The organism is Lysobacter sp. CA199 (assembly GCF_052078715.1).
Classification (GTDB): domain Bacteria; phylum Pseudomonadota; class Gammaproteobacteria; order Xanthomonadales; family Xanthomonadaceae; genus Lysobacter.
Map to the genome: position 1 here is coordinate 62,959 of NZ_JBQJIL010000006.1, position 18,948 is coordinate 81,906.

Sequence of the window (18,948 nt, forward strand, 5' to 3'; positions counted from 1 at the left end):
TTCGCGCCACCGGAGCCGTCGATGATGAAGCCGTTTCATGTTCTGTCGGGAGTCGTCTTTGCGGCGCTGATGTCGCTGACGGCGAGCGCGGCCGCCGCAGGCCAGGACCGTCCGTCCGCGCCGGCCAGCGAGACGGCGTCGGTGCCGGCCGCGGTCCTGCCGAGCGTCGACGACGGCCCATATCTGTTCTACGCAGACGGCCGCATCGACGCGCGTTGGGTCTGCGGCGGCAAGGCGATCGAACGCGCGTTTCCGGCCGAACGCTGGCCGGTGACGGTGCCGGTGCAATGCGGCCAGACCCGGCCGGTCGTGGTGCGCGCGCCTGCCGAGCCGGAAGCGGACATCGCGGTCGAGCGCGTGGCACGCATCGCGGCGCTGTCGGACGTGCACGGCCAGTACGAGCTCATGGTCCGCCTGCTGCGCAACAACGGCATCGTCGATCGCAAGTTGAACTGGCGATATGGCCGCGGCCATCTGGTCGTGGTCGGCGACGTGTTCGATCGCGGGCCCAAGGTCAATCAAGCCTTGTGGCTGCTGTACGGCCTGGAACAACAAGCGCGCGCGGCCGGCGGCGGCGTGCACCTGTTGCTGGGCAATCACGAAATCATGGTGCTGGCCAACGACCTGCGTTACGTCAATGACGGCTATCAGCGTAACGCCGCCGTGCTCGGCACGTCCTATATCGATCTGTACGGCCCGCAGACCGTGCTCGGCCGCTGGTTGCGCAGCAAGCCGGTGATCGCCCAGGTCAACGACGTGTTGTTCGTGCATGGCGGTATCGCTTCGAGCTACTTCGCGTTGGACCTGACTCGGGCGCAGATCAACCAGCGCTATCGCGCCACGCTCGGCACGACCAAGTCGGTGTGGCAGGGCAATCCGGAACTGGCCGCGCTCTACAACGGCAAGACCAGTCCGATCTGGTACCGCGGTTACTTCACCGATCCGGAACTCAAGCAGGAACAGGTCGATGCGATCGCCGCGCGTTTGGGCGTCGAGCACATCGTCGTCGGCCACACCTCGCACAAGCGGATCGGCAGCTACTTCGACGGCACCGTGATCGGCGTCGACAGCAGCATCAAGAACGGAGAGTACGGCGAACTGCTGCTGATCGAACGCGGCAAGATGAGCCGCGGCACGCCCGAGGGGAAGCGATTGCCGCTGACCGCGGCCGACCGGCTCGCCGAACCCGACTGAGCGCGCGCGACGGCTGTTTTTACGTCGTTACCGCGCCGTGGGCGGCCACGGCGGTTGTCGGGTCGTGCGCCGCTCCCGTGCGCAATGGCCCGCCACGCAGTAGCCTGTGGCGATGGACTCCCTGATCGCCGCCGCCGGGCGCGCGTTGGCCGTGGGCGACGCGCTCGGCGCGCTCAAGCGCATCGCGCTGCGCGAGGATCCGCCGGCGCTGGCGCTGCGCGGCATCGCGATGGCGCAACTGGACGATTATCCGCGGGCGCGCGAGTTGTTGCGCCGCGCCGCGCGCGGCTTCGGCGCGCGCGAAGCCTTGGCGCGGGCGCGTTGCGTGGTCGCCGAGGCCGAGGTGGCTCTGGCCATGCGCGATCTGTCCGGTTCGCCGCGCGCGCTGGCCGATGCCGCGGTCGCGTTGGAGACGCGTGCCGACCGCGCCAACGCATTGCAGGCGCGTTTGATCGCGGTGCGTCGGCTGCTTCTGCTCGGCCGTCTGGACGAGGCCGCCGCGTCGCTGACCGAACTGGATGCGACCGGCCTGCCGCCGTCGCTGGCCGCGGTGGCCGAGTTGGCCGCCGCCGAAGTGGCGTTGCGCTCGCTGCGCACCACCGCCGCGCGCGAGGCCTTGCAACGCGCCTTCGACGCGGCGCAACGCGCGCGGGTGCCGGCGCTGTCGGCCGAGGTCGCCGAAGCGCGCGCCGGGCTCGATCGCTGCGCGGCGCGAATCGTTCACGCCGGCCACGAGCAACCGCTGCGGCTCGACGAAGTCGAGGCCTTGCTGGCGTCCGGCGCCTTGGTGATCGACGCCTGCCGTCGCGGCGCGCGCGCGGGCGAGCGCTGGCAGGCGTTGGCGGGACGGCCGGTGCTGTTCGCGCTGCTGCGCTCGCTCGCCGAAGCCTGGCCTGGCGATTGCGATCGCAACGCGCTGATCGCGCACGTGTTTCGCACTCGCAGGCCCGATGAAACGCATCGTGCCCGGTTGCGCGTGGAGATCGGCCGCCTGCGCGCGCTGATCGCGCCGCTGGCGCGGATCCACGCCAGTGCGCGCGGATTCGTGCTGGTGCCGGGCGAAGAACGCCGCGTGGTCGTGCTGGTGCCGCCGATCGACGGCGACCGGGCGTCGTTGCTGGCCTTGTTGTCCGACGGCGCGGCCTGGTCCACTTCGGCCTTGGCGCTGGCCTTGGGCGACAGCCAGCGCACGATTCAGCGCGCGTTGGTCGAGTTGGAAGCCGCGGGCGAAGTGCGTTCGATCGGCCGCGCCCGCGCGCAGCGCTGGCTGGCGCCGCCGCTGGTGGGATTCACGACGATCTTGTTACTCCCGGCCGCGTTGCCGTCTGAGTAGATTGTTTTTGCGGCGCCGCGATGAGCGCCACCAGGAGCCGACCATGACCCGCACCTCAGACAGCAACCGCGTCGCAAGCACGCAAGTACCGGCGCGAGCCGCCGAGATCGTCCGCGAATACGGCCCGTTCGAAGGCGCCGGGAATATCGGCGGCGTCACCCACGACGGCAGCCGGGTGTGGGCCGCGGGCGGACCTCATCTGGTCGCCTTCGATCCCGACAGCGGCCAGGTGGTGCGCACGCTCGACTGCGCCGCCCACGCCGGTACCGCGTTCGATGGCACCCACCTGTATCAGATCGCCGAGGCGCGCATCGACAAGATCGAACCGGCCACCGGCAAGATCGTGGCGTCGATTCCCGCACCCGGCGCCGGCGGCGACTCGGGCCTGACCTGGGCCGAGGGCAGCTTGTGGGTGGGGCAGTACCGCGATCGCAAGATCCATCAGATCGATCCGGCCACCGGCGCGATCGTGCGCACCATCGAATCCAACCGCTTCGTCACTGGCGTGACCTGGGTCGACGGCGAGCTGTGGCACGGCGTGTGGGACGGCGACGAGAGCGAACTGCGCCGTATCGATCCGAGCGACGGCGCGGTGCTGGAACGGTTGGAAATGCCGCCCGGCGTCGGCGTCAGCGGTCTGGAGTCGGACGGCGCCGACTTGTTCTATTGCGGCGGCGGATCCAGCGGCAAAGTCCGCGCCGTGCGCCGGCCGAAGAAGCCGGTTTCGTAAGCGTCCGGCCGATGCGCCGCGCCCCCGCGATTCGACCGCGCCGCCGCACGGCGCGGTAGCGAGGGCGGCGCGAGCCGGAACCGATCCTCTCCTTGTTCCGCTCTGGCCAACCGGCCGGAACAGGAACGCTGTTGTCCGCGTCGGGCCGCGCAAGCGGCCCGGCGCATCCGCTTCTCCCACGATGGCCCGCCGGGCCCAGGAGCACACCATGCACACCGCGATCGCTCAAACCCAAATCGCCGATCATCCCGTCGTGTCCAGGCCGCGCTGGCTGGAGGCGCGCACGGCCTTGCTCGCGCGCGAAAAGGAACTGACCCGTCTGCAGGACCAGGTCGCGCGCGAGCGCCGTGCGCTGCCGTGGCTGCGGGTCGAGAAGGACTATGTGTTCGACACCTTGCAAGGCCCGCGCCGGCTCGCCGATCTGTTCGACGGCCGCAGCCAGTTGCTGGTGCAGCACTTCATGTTCGCGCCGGGTTGGGAGCAGGGCTGCAAGAGCTGTTCGTACATGGCCGATCACAACGACGGCGCCAACCTGCATCTGGCCCAGCGCGACGTAACCTTGCTCGCCGTCTCGCGCGCGCCGCTGGCCGACATCGAGCGTTTCCGCCGGCGCATGGGCTGGACGTTCCAATGGGCGTCCTCGCACGGCAGCGATTTCAACCACGATTTCGGAGTTCATTTCACTCAGGACGAGATGTCCAGCGGCAAGGTCGATTACAACTACGTGCGTCAGCCGTTCCCGCATGAGGAAGCCCCCGGCCTGAGCGTGTTCTATCGCGATCCGGCGGGCGAGGTGTTCCATACCTACTCGCGCTACGGCCGCGGCGTGGAAGTGATGATGCACACCTATGCTTTGTTGGAACTCACGCCCAAGGGCCGCGACGAGGACGGTCTGGATTATCCGATGGCCTGGGTGCGCCATCACGATCGTTACGAGACCGCCGCGCCGGCCGCCGCTTGCTGCGGTTCGAAGGACTGACTCCGCCGCGCGCGCAGGAGGGCCTTATGGACACCTTGTGGCCATGGCTGACGATCGCCGGACTGGGCGCCCTGCACGGGTTGAATCCGGCGAACGGTTGGATGTTCGCCGCCGCTCGCGGCGGCGACGACGCCCGGGTGCGACGCGCCATGCTGCCGATCGCGATCGGTCATGCCGTTTCGATCGCGATGGTGGTATTCGCCGCGGCCCAAGGGATTCTGTTCGATCGCTCGGGCGTCCAGCGTCTGGCCGGCGTTGTATTGATCGCGTTGGCCGCATACCGCGCACTGCGTCGCTTCTGGCCGCGTATGCCCAAGCTACGCCTGCATGCGACGGACATCGGCGCGCGCGCCGGTCCCGCCGCTCTGGCGGTGTGGTCGTGCCTGATGGCCACCGCGCACGGCGCCGGATTGATGTTGCTGCCGGCCTTGCTGCCGCTGTGCATGTCCGACACGCCGGCGCGCGAAATCGTCGCCTCCGGTTCCTTGGTTCTGGCGTTGGCCGCGATCAGCGTTCATCTGGCGGTGATGCTGGTCATCACCGGCGTCATCGCCGCAGGCGTAGGCCGCGGCGTCGACGCGCAGGCCCGCCGCTTCGGCTGGCTCGCGTCGGACGATGCGTGGACCCTCGCGCAAGCGCTGGTCGGCGTGTGCTTGCTAAGGCTCGGTTGAGATCGCCGCTCGCGAGGCCTGCGGTCGGCGTGAGGCGAAAGCAGCTTTGGGCGGGAAGACTTTTGTGGGCGGGGCTTGGGCCCCTCCCACAAACGGCGTGCGCAATCACTCCGTCGTCGCGCGCGCCGCGGCCTGAGCGACGATAACGGTGCCGCAACGGCACCGTTTTGCTGCCTGTTTCAAACGGTGGTGCTCATTTGTGACGGCGTACGCATTCAGAAAAATGTGCGACAGAATAGGTAGGGGGATGTCGATTCGGCATCGTTTGTACTCCTAACGGCAGGGATCGCTTCGGCGCTCCGTCGCCGCCGCAACCTGCGATTCCCCCGATCGCTCGCCTCCTTGTTTCCGCATCGCAGGCGAGTGCGGGCGTCCTGTCGGGCTGCTCGTCCGTTCCCCTCGTTCGATCCCTCCACCGCGCATGCATCGCGGTGTCGCCTGTTCGCCCGTTTCGATCGCCTTCCCCCATTTCGTCCTGCCTATGAACGACCCGTCCGCCGGCATCGTCCCGTCCGTCGCTCCCGCGACGGCGCGCGCCGATGCCGTCGCGGTGCGGGCGTTTCGCGCGTTCCCCCGTGACGCGCCGCCTGGCGGCCGTTCCCGTCCGTGCCGCGCCGGGTATGCGCGGCACCCTTCATCCTCAGGAAGAAGTCCATGAAGCAAGCCCCGCTCGCCCTGCTGGCTATTGCGCTTTGCGTACCGGCGTTGTCGCACGCCGCCGACGGCACCCTCCGCATCGAAGGTTCGGTGATCGCGCCGACCTGCGTGCTCACCAACGGCCCGACCCCGGCCGACATCCGGGTCAAGTTGCCGGCGGTCGCGGTGTCGGCGCTGAACCAGAGCGGTCAGACCGCCGGGCGCACGCCGTTCGTGATCCGCATCGCCGATTGCGATTCCACCACCGCTCAGATCCAGACCTATTTCGAGCCGGGTCCGACCGTCAACACCAGCACCAACAATCTGACCCTGGAAGGCGGCGGCAACAACGCCGGCAACGTCGAGCTGCAACTGCTCAACGCCGACCACTCGCAGATACTGCTCGGCAACCCCAGCGGCCTGCAGAACTCGCAAGCCGCGGCGGTGTCCGGCGGCGGCGCCGACCTGCGCTATTACGCGCAGTACGTGGCTACTGGCGCGGCGACCGCGGGCGCGGCCAACAGCAGCGTCACTTTCACCATGATCTACCAGTGATGCGCTGATCCCCCTTCGCACGAACGCGATGACGTCCGGCGGTGTACGCACGCGCCGGCGCGCGGCGCCGTGTCCACCCAACATCAGGAGTTGCGGTATGGAGATGTACCTCAGGAACCCCGTCTTAAGGAAAGCCGCGTTGAGCGCGGCGCTGTTGTCCGCGCTGCCGCTGGCCGCGCAGGCGCAACAGGCGACCAACGATCCGCTGTATCGCTATCAGTGGCATTTGATGAACTACGGCCAGAGCGTATTGGGCGATACCAAGCCCGCGTTCGGCGCCGATCTGGGCATCGACGATCTGCACACCTACAACATCCGCGGCAAGAACGTGGTGGTGGGTGTGGTCGACGAAGGCCTGCAGATCGCCCATCCCGATCTGGCCGCCAACGTGGTGCCCGACGGTTCGCGCAACTTCAACACCGGCGGCCCGATCCACGATCCCAGCCCGACCCAGGCCGGCGAAGGCCACGGCACCGCGGTCGGCGGCATCATCGCCGCGGTCGGCTGGAACGGCATCGGCGTGCGCGGCGTGGCGCCGTCGGCCAAACTCAAGGGCTTCAACTTCCTCTCGCCCCAGGCCGGCGGCAATCAGGCCGCCAACATCGTCTATTCATGGTGGGACGGCCCCGAGTCCAAGGATGTGCAGGTCTCCAACAACAGTTGGGGCGCCGCGCCGTTGGCGCCGGTGGCGTTCTCCGAGAACGAAATCGCCTCGTTCGAAAACCCGATGGCCGCCACCCGCAACGGCCTGGGCACGGTCTACGTCAAGGCCGCCGGCAATCACTACAACCAGCATCCGGTGTTTTTCGGTCTGTTCAACGCCTGCACCGCGGAGACCCGCGCCGCCAACGTCGGTTGCACCCAGGCCGGTTTCGATCCACGCAATAACCTGTTCAGCGTGATGACCATCGCCGCGGTCAATGCCGCCGGTGTGCGTTCGAACTACTCCAGCCCGGGTTCGGCGCTGTGGGTGTCGGGTCTGGGCGGCGAGTACGGCCATCAGAAGCCGTACTCCACCGCGGTCAATCCGCTCAACTTTGATCCGGCCATCGTCACCACCGACGTCTCCGGGTGCACCAACGGTTACAACAGCGACGCCGCCGGGGCGCGTTTGAACGCGCTCGATTCCAGCCAGTCGACGATCGACAACACCTGCAACTACACCGGCCGCATGAACGGCACCTCGGCGGCGACGCCGACCGTGGCCGGCGTCGCCGCGCTGATGCTGCAGGCCAATCCGAAGTTGAGCTATCGCGACGTGCGCTATCTGCTGGCCGCGACCGCGCGCAAGATCGATCCGCAGCAGCCCGCGGCGACCCACGCCAACGGCACGGTGATCGCACCGGGTTGGATCACCAATGCGGCCGGGCATCACTTCAGCAATTGGTACGGTTACGGCCTGGTCGACGCCACCCTCGCGGTCGAGCGGGCGATGGCGTTCAAGCCGCTGCCCGCGGTGATCGACAGCGGTTGGCAACGCGCCGAAGTCGCCGCGCCGGTGGCCATCGGCGGCGCCGCCGCGCCGGCCAAGCTGCAGGTGCGCATCGATCGCCGCATCGGCAAGGTCGAGGGCGTGCAGTTGGGTCTGGAAACCAACTACGCGCTCACCGCCGGTTTCTTCTCCACCGCGCCCTCGCCGCTGATGGTGACGCTGACCTCGCCCAGCGGCACCAAGAGCTACGTGGTGCCGGCGATGACCGGCCTCGGCTCGACCACCGCCTTCACCATTCCCTTCATCGCCAGTAACGCGTTCCTGGACGAGAACGGCGAAGGCACCTGGACCCTGGAAGTCGCCGACGTGCCGTTGGCCGCGGACGCGGCCTCCAAGGGAAATCTCACTGGGTTCAAGATCCGCGTGTTGGGGCATTGATCATGAAGACTCTTTCCATGTTGTGCGTCTCCCTGCTGGGCATGGCCCTGGCCACCGCGGCGCAAGCGCAGTCCAGCGCCGAAACCCAGCTGCGCCAGGCCGCGACCGGCGCCAGCTTCAAGATCGGCGATACCCAGTTCCGTCTGGCGCCGTCGGCGGTGGTTTCGCCGGCGACCGCGGCGAGCGATCCGGCGCAAACCATCGTCGGCGGCAAGTACGCCGTCAGCGTCGACGCCGCCGATGCATCGCCGCGCAGCAAGCGCAGCGCGGCGGCCGATGCGCCGTCGGGCAAATTGGCCGCGGCGGTGTCGGAAAGCGGGGTGCCGGCGGTGGTGACTTCCTCGATCAACGTCTACTTCAATCAGCCCAGCGTCCTCGCCGACGCGGTGCGCGCCACCGGCGGCAAGCTGACCTACTCCTCGGACATCGGCGGCAAGGGCACGATCGAGTTCGGCTCGGTCGCCGAGGCGTTCGAAGCGGTGGGTAAGCTGCAAGGCAAGGCGGGCATCAAGGAAGTCAGCCCGCAGATCGAGCAGTTGGAGAACATTCTGTTGTAAGCGGGACAGCTGTATACGAGTCAGTTGTAAGCGAATCGGCCCCGCCGGCGCCCTGACGGCGCCGGCGGGGCTTTGCGCATCGAAGGGCATTACTCGCGGCACCTTGTCGTACGCCGCCAACGCCGCCGCCAACGGCGTGCCGGCCTTGTCTCGGTGCGCGTGGTGGCCGCAGCGACGCGACGCATCGAAGGCCGCGCAAGCATCCAAGGAAGCCGGCCCGCCCGCCGAGCGCCGCGATATCGGTACCTGAGCCATGGCTGGATACGGCCATGCAGCTCCGCGGTGGCATGCAGCCGCGGCGGGGTTCGTCGTCGCCCATCGCAACCCGTGCTATCCGGGTCGACAACGGCCATTCACAAAAAAAATGCATCGGCATGTCGGGGGGAGGGTGCGACTGCGCGTTCTATCTCGTGACGCGTTTCTCATCGGCACATGTTGCGACGTATCAGTTGTGGCGTCAGCGCGTCGAGCCAGCCGGTTTCACACACGTACTTTCCCGACCACGCCTTGCGGCCGGGTTCCACCGCATGTTCCGGAGATGCTTCAGTGAATAAAACGCAGTTCGCTTTGCTCGTCGCCGTACTCGCCGCGCCGATGTCGGCCTACGCCGTCGATGGCACCATCCATATCGAAGGTTCGGTGATCGCGCCGACCTGCGTGCTCACCAACGGTCCGACCCCGGCCGACATCCGGGTCAAGCTGCCGGCGGTTGCGGTGTCGGCGCTGAACGAGAGCGGCCAGACCGCCGGGCGCACGCCGTTCGTGATCCGCGTCGCCGACTGCGATGCCACCACCGCTCAGATCCAGACTTATTTCGAACCCGGTCCGACCGTCAACACCAGCACCAACAATCTGACCCTGGAAGGCGGCACCGGCAACGCCGGCAACGTCGAGCTGCAACTGCTCAACGCCGACCATTCGCAGATCCTGCTCGGCAACCCCAGCGGCCTGCAGAACTCGCAAGCCGCGGCGGTGTCCGGCGGCGGCGCCGACCTGCGCTACTACGCGCAGTACGTGGCTACCGGCGCGGCGACCGCGGGCGCGGCCAACAGCAGCGTCACCTTCACGATGATCTATCAGTAAATCTCCGCTCAGCCCGCGCCGGTCGGGCGTCGGCGCACCGTATCGCACCGCGCATGGCCGCCGTCGCCACGGCGGGCGGCGCGGCGCACCGGCCGCCGCGCGGCCCACGTCGTTAAAGGAGTCGATGGTAATGAAGCATCAGGTTCTTCCGCGCGCCGCGTTGGCCGCGGCCTTGCTCGCCGCACTTCCGCTCTCGGTCGCCCAGGCGCAACAGCTCGGCGATCCGCTGTACCGCTATCAATGGCATTTGATGAACTACGGGCAGGCCGTGCTCGGCGACAGCCGCCCGGCATTCGGCATCGATCTGGGCATCGACGATCTGCATGCCTACAACATCCGCGGCAAGAACGTGGTGGTGGCGGTGGTCGACGACGGCCTGGAAATCGCTCACCCGGACTTGGTCGCGAACGTGGTGCCCAACGGTTCGTGGAACTTCGTCGACAACAGCAACGATCCGACGCCGGCCAGTGGCTCCGCCGGTCATGGCACCGCGGTCGGCGGCATCATCGGCGCGGTCGGCTGGAACGGCATCGGCGTGCGCGGCGTGGCGCCGTCGGCGCGGTTGAAAGGCTTCAATTTCCTCGCCAACCAGGCCGCCGGCAATCTGGAACGCTCGTGGTGGGACGGGGCGCAGGCCAAGGACGTGCAGGTGTCCAACAACAGCTGGGGCCGCACCCTGGTCTGGCCGATGGCGTTCTCCGAGAACGAAGTCGCCGCGTTCGAACGGCCGATGGCCGCGACCCGCGGCGGGCTCGGCACGGTCTACGTCAAATCGGCCGGCAACAACTACGCCAGCACCGTGGTCAGCAACATCAACCGCTGCACCGCGGCGATCCGCGCGCGCAACGTCGGTTGCAGCGCCACCAACCTGGACGCGCGCAACAATCTGTTCACCGTGGTCACCGTCGCCGCGGTCAATGCCGCTGGCGTGCGTTCGAACTATTCCTCGGCGGGCTCGGCGCTGTGGGTGTCGGGCCTGGGCGGTGAGTACGGCCATCAGGCGGTGTATTCGAACGCCGTCAATGCGCTCAACTTCGATCCGGCTGTCGTCACCACCGATCGCGCCGGTTGCGCCAACGGTTACAACAACGACATCGACGTCGACCGCAATTCGCCGAACAATACGCGCCGCAACGCGCTCGATTCCAGCCTGTCGGCGATCGACGCCACCTGCAACTACACCGGCCGCATGAACGGCACTTCGGCCGCGGCGCCGACCGTGTCGGGCACCATCGCGCTGATGCTGCAGGCCAATCCCAAGCTCAGCTATCGCGACGTGAAGTATTTGCTGGCCACGACCGCGCGCCGGATCGATCCGAATCAGCCCACCATCACCGACGCCAACGGAACCATCGCGGCGCCGGGCTGGACGGTCAACGCCGCCGGCCATGCCTTCAGCAACTGGTACGGTTTCGGTCTGGTCGATGCGACGCTGGCGGTGACCCGCGCCGGCAACTTCAAATCGCTGGCGCCGTTGATCGACAGCGGTTGGCAACGCGCGCAGGTCGCCGCGCCCGTGGCGATCGGCGGACCGGCCGCGCCGGCGTTGTTGCGCATTCCTGTCGCCGGCGGCATCGCCAGAGTGGAGAGCGTGCAACTGGGCCTGGAAACCAGCTACGCCCACGCCAGCGGCGCATCGCTGATGGAGCCCACGCCTTTACGCGTGGTGCTGATCTCTCCCAGCGGAACCCGCAGCTACGTCATGCCGGCTTACACCGGTCTGCGCGGCTCGGGCGCGGCGCTGACGATTCCCTTCAGCGCAAGCAACGCCTTCCTCGATGAGGGCGGCGACGGCGAGTGGACGTTGGAAATCACCGACGTGACGCTCGCCGCCGGCGCCGCATCGGCCGGCAATCTCACCTCGTTCAAGATCCGCGTGCTGGGGCACTGACCATGAAAATCATCGTTCTGTCCTGCGTCGGCCTGCTCGCGTTCGCGATCGCACCCATGAGCCACGCCCAGAGTCACAGCAAGAAAGCCGAGTTGGAGTTGGCCGCGACCGGCGAATCGTTCAGCGTAGGCGATACGCATTTCCGCATCGTGCCTTCGGCGTCGGTGCGTGCGTCCTCGGCGACGGTGGATCCCGAACGCGACGTGGTCGTGGCCGGCTACTTGCTGGAGCCCGCCGCTGCGACTCCCGCGCGCGCCAAGCGTTCTCTCGACGCGGGCAACGCCGCCGCGCCGGCCGGCGCCGAAAACCTCGCCGTGGCGGTCTCCGAAGGCGGCCTGCCGACCGTGGTCGCGCCGGAGCTCAACGTCTATTTCGACCGCATCAGCGTGCTCGATGCGCTGATCCGCGATACCGGCGGCAGCTTGCTGTATTCCTCGGCGATCGGCGGCAAGGCCACGATCGGTTACGGCTCGGTGGCCGAGGCGATCGCGGCGATGAAACGCATCCAGGGACGCGCGGGCGTCGCCGAGGTCAGCCCGCGCATCATCGAGGCGATCGACACCGCGCAGTAAATCGTAGTCCACGCGCGGCGAAGACACGTTCGGACGCTGGTAATTTCATTCGGGCGTCCTCGCGGCGCGCACGATCGGCCCCCGCCGGTCGTGCGCGCGCTCGCCGCGAATCGTTTATCCAAGGAGTAGGTGGTATGCACAAGTACGCTGGAAAAAGAACCATCTTGAGCGCGGCCTTGCTGGGCGCGCTGTCGCTCGCGGCGGCTCACGCGCAGCAAGCGCAGGGCGATCCGCTGTATCGCTATCAATGGCATCTGATGAACTACGGGCAGGCCGTGCTGGCCGACACCCGCCCCGCATTCGCGATCGACATGGGCATCGACGATCTGCACACCTACAACATCCGCGGCAAGAACGTGGTGGTGGCGGTGGTCGACGACGGCCTGGAAATCGCCCATCCTGATCTGGCCGCCAACGTGGTGCCTAACGGTTCGTGGAACTTCGTCGACGACAGCCACGATCCGACTCCGACCGATCCGGGCGACGCGCACGGCACAGCAGTCGGCGGCATCATCGCCGCGGTCGGCTGGAACGGCATCGGCGTGCGCGGCGTGGCGCCGTCGGCCAGGCTCAAGGGTTTCAACTTCCTCAACGCGCCCGATCAGGACCTGGCCCAGACCTATTCTTGGTGGGCCGGCCCCGAAGCTCAGGACGTGCAGGTCAGCAACAACAGCTGGGGCTTCACCGTGCCGATGCTGTCGCGGCCGATTTCCGAGAACGAAATCGCCGCGTCCGAGCAGCCGATGTCGGCCATGCGCGGAGGCCTGGGCATGATCTACGTCAAGGCCGCGGGCAACGATTTCAGCAACGTTCCCTACCGCGGGCGCAACCTGTGCGTGGATGCGATCCGCCGCGTCGGCACCGGCTGTTCGCAGTCGATCTGGGAAAACGACAACAACCTGTTCAACATGATGACCATCGCCGCGGTCAACGCCGCCGGCCGCCGTTCCAGCTATTCCACCCCGGGCGCGTCGCTGTGGGTGTCGGGCCTGGGCGGCGAGTACGGCCATCAGGCGGTGTACTCCAATGCGGTCAATCCGCTCAACTTCGATCCGGCCATCGTCACCACCGACCGCGCCGGCTGCGTCAACGGCTACAACAACGACAACGACGTCGACCGCGACTCGCCGGACAACGAGCGCCGCAACGCGCTCGATTCCAGCCTGTCGGCGATCGACAACACCTGCAACTACACCGGCCGCATGAACGGCACCTCGGCGGCCACGCCGAACGTCGCCGGCGTCGTCGCGTTGCTGCTGCAGGCCAATCCCAAGCTGACCTACCGCGACGTGAAGTACATCCTGGCCACCACCGCGCGCCGCGTCGATCCGAACCAGGCCGCGATCACCGACGCCAACGGCACCGTGCTGTCGCCGGGTTGGACGGTCAACGCCGCCGGCCGCGCTTTCAGCAACTGGTACGGCTTCGGTCTGGTCGACGCGACCCTCGCGGTCACCCGCGCCAACAACTTCAAGACCCTCGGCCCGCTGCTCAACAGCGGCTGGCAGCCGGTCGCGCTCGCCGCGCCGGTGCCGATCGGCAACGCCGCCGCGCCGGCGCGCGCGACCATCCGCCTCGGCAACGGTGTGCGCAACATCGAAGCGGTGCAGATCGGCATGGCCACCGACTACGTCCACGGCGGCGACGCACTCGGCGCGGTGGCTTCGCCGTTGATGGTCACTCTGATCTCGCCGCGCGGCACCCGCGCCTACGTGTTGCCCGGCCGCGCCGGTTACATCGGCCAGGGCTCGGCGCTGACCATTCCGCTGGCCGCGGTCAACGGCTTCCTCGACGAGCCGGGCGACGGCGACTGGACCTTGGAGGTCGCCGACGTGGGGCTGGCCGCCGGAGCCGCATCCGCCGGCAACCTCACCTCGTTCAAGATCCGCGTCCTGGGGCACTGAGCATGAAAATCCAATCCGTTTCGTTCTGCATCGGCCTGCTGGCCCTGGCCATCGCCCCGGCGATCCACGCCCAGACCTACTCCAAGAAGGCCGAGCTCGAGCTCGGCGCCACCGGCGACACGTTCAAGATCGGCGACACCGTGTTCCGCATCGCGCCGCAGGCGGTGGTGAAGGCGTCCACGCCGCAGGCCGATCCCGCGCGCGATCTCGTCGTGGCCGACTACGTGGTCGAACCCGTCGCGGCGCAAGCGCCTAGCCCGCGCAGCAAGCGTTCGATCGATTCGGCCGTATCGTCGCCGGGCGGCGCGGTACAGAACCTGGCCGCCGCCGTGTCCGACGGCGGACTGCCGGTGGTGGTCGCGCCCGAGTTGAACGTGTACTTCGATCAGATCGGCGTGCTCGATGCGCTGGTCCGCGATACCGGCGGCACCCTGGTGTATTCCTCGCAGGTCGGCGGCAAGGGCACGATCGCTTATGGTTCGGTGGCCGAGGCGATGACGGCCATGCGGCGCATTCAGGCTCGCGCCGGCGTCAAGGAAGTCAGCCCGCGCCTGATACAGTCGCGTCGCGTCGCCAAGTAAGGGCTTCGCCTGCCTCCGCCGGCGCCTGGCGCGCCGGCGGAGTTTTCTGTTTTAACGGCGGTTCTACGGCGGCGACCGGCCGCCTTGCGACGAGGCACGAGCATGGGGTTTACAAGCGTTGGTTTTCGAAGCGCCGCGCGCGGGTTGTTCGCCGCGGTACTGGTCTGGGGCGCGATCGGCGTCGCCAGCGCCGAGGTGACCATTGCCGGTACCCGCGTGATCTACCCGGCGCAGCAGCGCGAGGTCGCGGTCAAGCTCAACAACGCCGGCGCGCGGCCTGCGCTGGTGCAGGTGTGGGTCGACGACGGTGACCCCAAGCAATCGCCCGACACCAGCACCGCGCCGTTCCTGGTGTCGCCGCCGGTGGTGCGGATCGAGCCGGGCAAGGGCCAGGCCTTGCGTCTGATCTACGGCGCCGCGGGCGCGACGGCCGCCGCCGCACCGGCGCGCGAGTCGGTGTACTGGTTGAACGTGCTGGAGATTCCGCCGGGCGCCAATCCGGCCGAGACCGAGCAGAATCATTTGCAGGTCGCCTTCCGCACCCGCATCAAAGTGTTCCTGCGCCCGCCGGGCCTGCCCGGCGATGCCGAAACCGCCGCGCGCGATCTGCGCTGGCGGGTGGTGCGCGGCGAGGGCGGCGGTTGGGCGCTGGAATGCGCCAATTCCAGCGCCTTCCATGTCTCCTTCAACCGCGTGAGCTTGACGGCCGGCGGTCGCGAATTCCGTTTCGACAACGCCGGCATGCTGGCGCCCGGCGCGCAGCTGCGTCTGGATATGGCGCAGTTGAGCGCGATGCCGCCGGCCGGCACGCGTGTGGACTATGCGGTCATCAACGATTACGGCGGCCGCGCCGAGCACCACGGGCAGACCGTGGAGTAAGCCGTGGCGTCGAAAGGATCCGTGCCGCATCGCGTGCGCGCTGCGCTCGCACCGCCGTCATGGGCGTGGCTGCCGGCCGGACTGTGTCTGTGCGCCGGCGCGGCGCGCGCGGGCGATCCGCCGCCGGCCGCGCAGGAGGTGCCGTTCGATCTGCGCTATCTGTCCGGCAGCGCGCGCGATGCCGATCTGTCGCGTTATGCGCGCGCGGGCGAAGTGCCGCCCGGTCGCTACCGCATCGATGTGCGCGTCAACGGCGCGTTCGCGCTGCGCGAGGAAATTGAATTCCGCCGCATGGCGGCCGATGCGCCGGCGCAGCCGTGCTTGAGCGCGATATTTCTGCGACGCCTGGGCGTGGATCTGCACGAGCGCGACGGCACGAGCGAATGCGTGGACTTGCCGCGCAGCATCGAACAGGCCGCGGTGCAGGTGGATTTCACCGAGTTGAGCCTGGATGTGAGCGTGCCGCAGGCGGCCTTGCGCCGCAGCGCGCGCGGTTCGGTCGCCCCGGAGCTGTGGCAGCGCGGCAACGATGCGCTGTTGTTGGGCTACAGCTACAGCCAGAACCGCATGCGCACCGACGCCGGCGATTTCGATTCGGCCTATCTGGGCCTGGAGCTCGGCGCCAACCTCGGCGATTGGCAATACCGCCAGCGCAGTGCGCTGACCTGGGACGACGGCGATCCGCGCCAGTGGAACACCCAGGCCGCATATTTGCAGCGCGCGTTGCCGCGTTGGTCCGGGCGTCTGCAACTGGGGCGCGCCAGCGCCGGCGATGCGACCCTGGGCGTGTACGGTTTCCGCGGCGCGCGCCTGGTCAAGGACGAACGCATGGTTCCCGATTCGCTGCGCGGTTATGCGCCGGTGGTGCGCGGCACCGCCTTCAGCAACGCCGTGGTCGAGGTGCATCAACGCGGCAGTCTGCTCTATCGCAGCAACGTCGCGCCGGGGCCGTTCGAGATCGACGATCTGTACGCGGCCGGCAACGGTGGCGATCTGGATGTCTCGGTGATCGAAGCCGACGGGCGGGTCGCCCGTTTCCGCGTGGCCAACGCGTCCAACCCGCAACTGCGCCGCGCCGGCAGCCTGGGCTACGAATTCGTGCTCGGCCAGGTCGAGGAAAGCTCATTACGACGCCATCCCGGCGTCGCCCAGGCCAGCATGCAGTACGGCTTCTCCGACGCTTTCACCGGTTATGGCGGCGCTTTGTCGAGCAGCGGCTATACCTCGGCGGTGATCGGCACGGCGTGGAACACGCCGTGGGGCGCGTTCTCGCTCGACGCCAATCCGGTGCGCGCCGACGGTTTCGGCTCGGCGCTGCGCTGGCGCGGCGGCTACAACCGTCGTTTCAATGACAGCGGCGCGGTAGTGGCGGCGACGGTGGCGACCTACGGCAACGATCGGCACGTCGATCTGTACACCGCCTTGCGCGCGCGCGAAACGCCCTTGTCGGCGCCGCGCTTGCGCACCTTGCGCGACACCGCGCAGTTGTCGTTGAGTTGGCCGTTGGGCGAGCGGACCTCGGTCTACCTCAGCGGCTCGCGCCTGAACTACTGGGACGGCGCGCGCAGCGGCAACTACCAGGCCGGCCTGCGCGGGCAATGGCGCAATCTGGGCATCGTGCTCACCGCCGCGCGCGTGGACGATCCGGCCGGGCGCCGCGACGATCAGTATTTCCTCGGACTGTCGCTGCCGCTGGGGCGCGCCGCGTCGCTGGCGGCATCGGCCGAGCACAGCGCGCGCGGCGGTTCGGCGCGACTGGGCCTCAGCGGCAGTCTCGGTCCCGAGGACGTGTTCGGTTACGGACTCAGCATGGCGCACGGGCCCGACGGCGCGGACACCGGTGCGGCCAACGCGCAGTACCGCGCGGCGGCCACCACGGTCAACGCGTCCTACGGCTGGGGACCGGGTTACCGCCAGAGCGGCTGGGGCGCCGACGGCGTGGCCGTGCTGCATGCGAACGGCCTGACCTTGGGCCCGCAATACGGTGAAACCCTGGCCCTGGTCGAAGCGCCCGGCGCTTACGGCGCGCGTTTGTTGAATCAGGGCGGCGCGCGCGTGGACCGGCGCGGTTACGCGCTGGCGCCGTATTTGATCGCCTATGCGCGCAACATCGTCGAGATCGACCCGCTCAGTGCGCGCAGTTCGGTCGCCATCGACGGCACCAGCCAGACCGTGGTGCCTTACGCCGGCGCGATCGTGCGTCTGGATTTCGCGACCCAGAGCGGGCGCGGCGCGATCTTGCACGTGCGCGACGCCGCCGGCGCCGGCTTGCCGTTCGCCGCGGAAGTGTTCGACGACACCGGCCGCAGCGTCGGCGCGGTCGGCCAGGCAAGCCGCATCTACGCCACCGGTCTGAGCGAACACGGGCGTCTGCGCGTGCGTTGGCGCGCCGACCGCGAGTGCACGATCGACTATGTTCTTCCTCCGTCCACCCAGGAGTCCGCGAATGCGTATGCCACGCTTGAAGCTGTGTGCCTTAGCGATGCGCCGCGCTGAGCCCGCGCGTCGCCTGCCAGGATCGGCGCGCGCCTGGCTCGTCGGCGGCGCGGTCTGGCTGGGCTTGAGCGGCGGAGCCGCGCAAGCCCAGTGCGCCGCGCCGGTGGAGCGTTCGATCGCGCTCGACGCGGCGATCGTGGTGCCGCGCGATCGCGCCGCCGGCAGCGTGCTCTACGCCGCCGACTATCCGCTGCCGGTGCCCGCACCGGGCTGCGTCGATCCGGCGCGCGGCGCCGGCTGGGCGTACGCGCAAACCCCGCATCCGAGCCAGGCGCAGGACATCTACCGTACCGGCGTGGACGCGGTCGGCGTGCGCGTATCGATCGACGGCCGGCCGCTGCCGGCGACCGAGTACGCGCCGGTGACCGCGGCCGACGGCAGTGCGCGCGGCAGCCTGCGCCTGGAGCTGATCAAGATCGACGAAGCCGGCAGCGGCGGCGCGGTGCGCGGCGCCGACCTGCCCAGCCTGGTGTACCGCGGCGACGGCGAAGCCGGCATCGCCGCGCGCATCGTCTTCGGCGGCGCGATCGCGGTGCGCGCGGCCACCTGCAACACGCCCAACCTGCGGGTCGCGCTCGACCCGGTCTCGCCCGCGGCGCTGGCCACGGTCGGCGCCAGCGCCGGCGCGAAGGATTTCGATCTGCGCTTGAACGCCTGTCCGCCTGGCATCGCACGCATTTCCTATCGCCTCGATCCGCTCGGCGGCGTCGCCGACGCGGCCGCTTCGGTGGTCGCGCTCGATGCCGACGCCAGCGCGCGCGGCCTGGGCATCCAGATCCGCGATCGCGAGCGGCGTCCGCTGGCGTTCGGCGTCAATCACTTGTTGCAGGCCGAAGGCATCGCCGACGGCGGCGATTTCCGCATACCGCTGCAAGCCGCGTACTACCGCAGCGATGCGCAGCCGCCGACGCCCGGGCGGGTATCGGCGTCGTTGACGTTCACTATCAGCTACGAGTGATCGGTTGGCGCGGCGACGGGTATCGATCGCGGCCCGTGCATCGCCGGTCGCATGCGAGG

16 protein-coding genes are annotated in these 18,948 nt (G+C 68.6%); all 16 read left to right on the forward strand.

The annotated features are described in order from the left end of the window. The first annotated feature begins 24 nt into the window (after window positions 1-24). The 16 genes from ACTOWJ_RS11695 to ACTOWJ_RS11770 all read left to right on the forward strand — a co-directional run bounded on the left by ACTOWJ_RS11695 (window position 25) and on the right by ACTOWJ_RS11770 (window position 18,889). The gene (locus ACTOWJ_RS11695; RefSeq protein ID WP_441334798.1) at window positions 25-1,194 is read left to right on the forward strand and encodes a metallophosphoesterase; all 1,170 of its coding nucleotides are present in this window, start codon (window positions 25-27) and stop codon (window positions 1,192-1,194) included. A gap of 112 nt (window positions 1,195-1,306) precedes the next feature. Continuing rightward, on the forward strand, window positions 1,307-2,527 hold the full coding sequence (locus ACTOWJ_RS11700; RefSeq protein WP_441334799.1) for a helix-turn-helix domain-containing protein: 1,221 nt from the start codon (window positions 1,307-1,309) through the stop codon (window positions 2,525-2,527). Window positions 2,528-2,570: 43 nt separating this feature from the next. Next, window positions 2,571-3,257, forward strand: coding sequence for a Vgb family protein (locus ACTOWJ_RS11705; RefSeq protein WP_441334800.1), 687 nt, complete (start codon window positions 2,571-2,573; stop codon window positions 3,255-3,257). Window positions 3,258-3,465: 208 nt separating this feature from the next. Further along, the gene (locus ACTOWJ_RS11710) at window positions 3,466-4,236 is read left to right on the forward strand and encodes a DUF899 domain-containing protein (RefSeq protein WP_441334801.1); all 771 of its coding nucleotides are present in this window, start codon (window positions 3,466-3,468) and stop codon (window positions 4,234-4,236) included. Between the two features lie 26 nt (window positions 4,237-4,262). Then, window positions 4,263-4,907: a hypothetical protein gene (locus ACTOWJ_RS11715; protein WP_441334802.1), complete on the forward strand. Its 645-nt coding sequence runs from the start codon at window positions 4,263-4,265 to the stop codon at window positions 4,905-4,907. 654 nt (window positions 4,908-5,561) lie between these two features. After that, window positions 5,562-6,098 (forward strand): fimbrial protein, encoded by a 537-nt coding sequence (locus ACTOWJ_RS11720; RefSeq protein ID WP_441334803.1) that lies wholly within the window; start codon window positions 5,562-5,564, stop codon window positions 6,096-6,098. Between the two features lie 103 nt (window positions 6,099-6,201). Further along, on the forward strand, window positions 6,202-7,968 hold the full coding sequence (locus tag ACTOWJ_RS11725; protein WP_441335097.1) for a S8 family serine peptidase: 1,767 nt from the start codon (window positions 6,202-6,204) through the stop codon (window positions 7,966-7,968). Between the two features lie 2 nt (window positions 7,969-7,970). Continuing rightward, window positions 7,971-8,525, forward strand: coding sequence for a hypothetical protein (locus ACTOWJ_RS11730; protein ID WP_441334804.1), 555 nt, complete (start codon window positions 7,971-7,973; stop codon window positions 8,523-8,525). Window positions 8,526-9,071: 546 nt separating this feature from the next. Next, entirely contained in the window at window positions 9,072-9,608 is a 537-nt protein-coding gene (locus ACTOWJ_RS11735; protein ID WP_441334805.1) for a fimbrial protein, read from the forward strand. A gap of 130 nt (window positions 9,609-9,738) precedes the next feature. Continuing rightward, window positions 9,739-11,499, forward strand: coding sequence for a S8 family serine peptidase (locus tag ACTOWJ_RS11740; RefSeq protein ID WP_441334806.1), 1,761 nt, complete (start codon window positions 9,739-9,741; stop codon window positions 11,497-11,499). Window positions 11,500-11,501: 2 nt separating this feature from the next. Continuing rightward, the gene (locus ACTOWJ_RS11745; RefSeq protein WP_441334807.1) at window positions 11,502-12,071 is read left to right on the forward strand and encodes a hypothetical protein; all 570 of its coding nucleotides are present in this window, start codon (window positions 11,502-11,504) and stop codon (window positions 12,069-12,071) included. Window positions 12,072-12,205: 134 nt separating this feature from the next. Beyond that, entirely contained in the window at window positions 12,206-13,975 is a 1,770-nt protein-coding gene (locus ACTOWJ_RS11750) for a S8 family serine peptidase (protein WP_441334808.1), read from the forward strand. 2 nt (window positions 13,976-13,977) lie between these two features. After that, window positions 13,978-14,556, forward strand: coding sequence for a hypothetical protein (locus tag ACTOWJ_RS11755; protein ID WP_441334809.1), 579 nt, complete (start codon window positions 13,978-13,980; stop codon window positions 14,554-14,556). A gap of 102 nt (window positions 14,557-14,658) precedes the next feature. Then, entirely contained in the window at window positions 14,659-15,435 is a 777-nt protein-coding gene (locus ACTOWJ_RS11760; RefSeq protein WP_441334810.1) for a fimbrial biogenesis chaperone, read from the forward strand. 33 nt (window positions 15,436-15,468) lie between these two features. Next, window positions 15,469-17,931, forward strand: coding sequence for a fimbria/pilus outer membrane usher protein (locus tag ACTOWJ_RS11765; protein ID WP_441334811.1), 2,463 nt, complete (start codon window positions 15,469-15,471; stop codon window positions 17,929-17,931). Continuing rightward, the gene (locus tag ACTOWJ_RS11770) at window positions 17,882-18,889 is read left to right on the forward strand and encodes a fimbrial protein (protein WP_441334812.1); all 1,008 of its coding nucleotides are present in this window, start codon (window positions 17,882-17,884) and stop codon (window positions 18,887-18,889) included. The genes ACTOWJ_RS11765 and ACTOWJ_RS11770 overlap by 50 nt, the downstream gene beginning before the upstream one ends. Window positions 18,890-18,948: the final 59 nt, after the last annotated feature.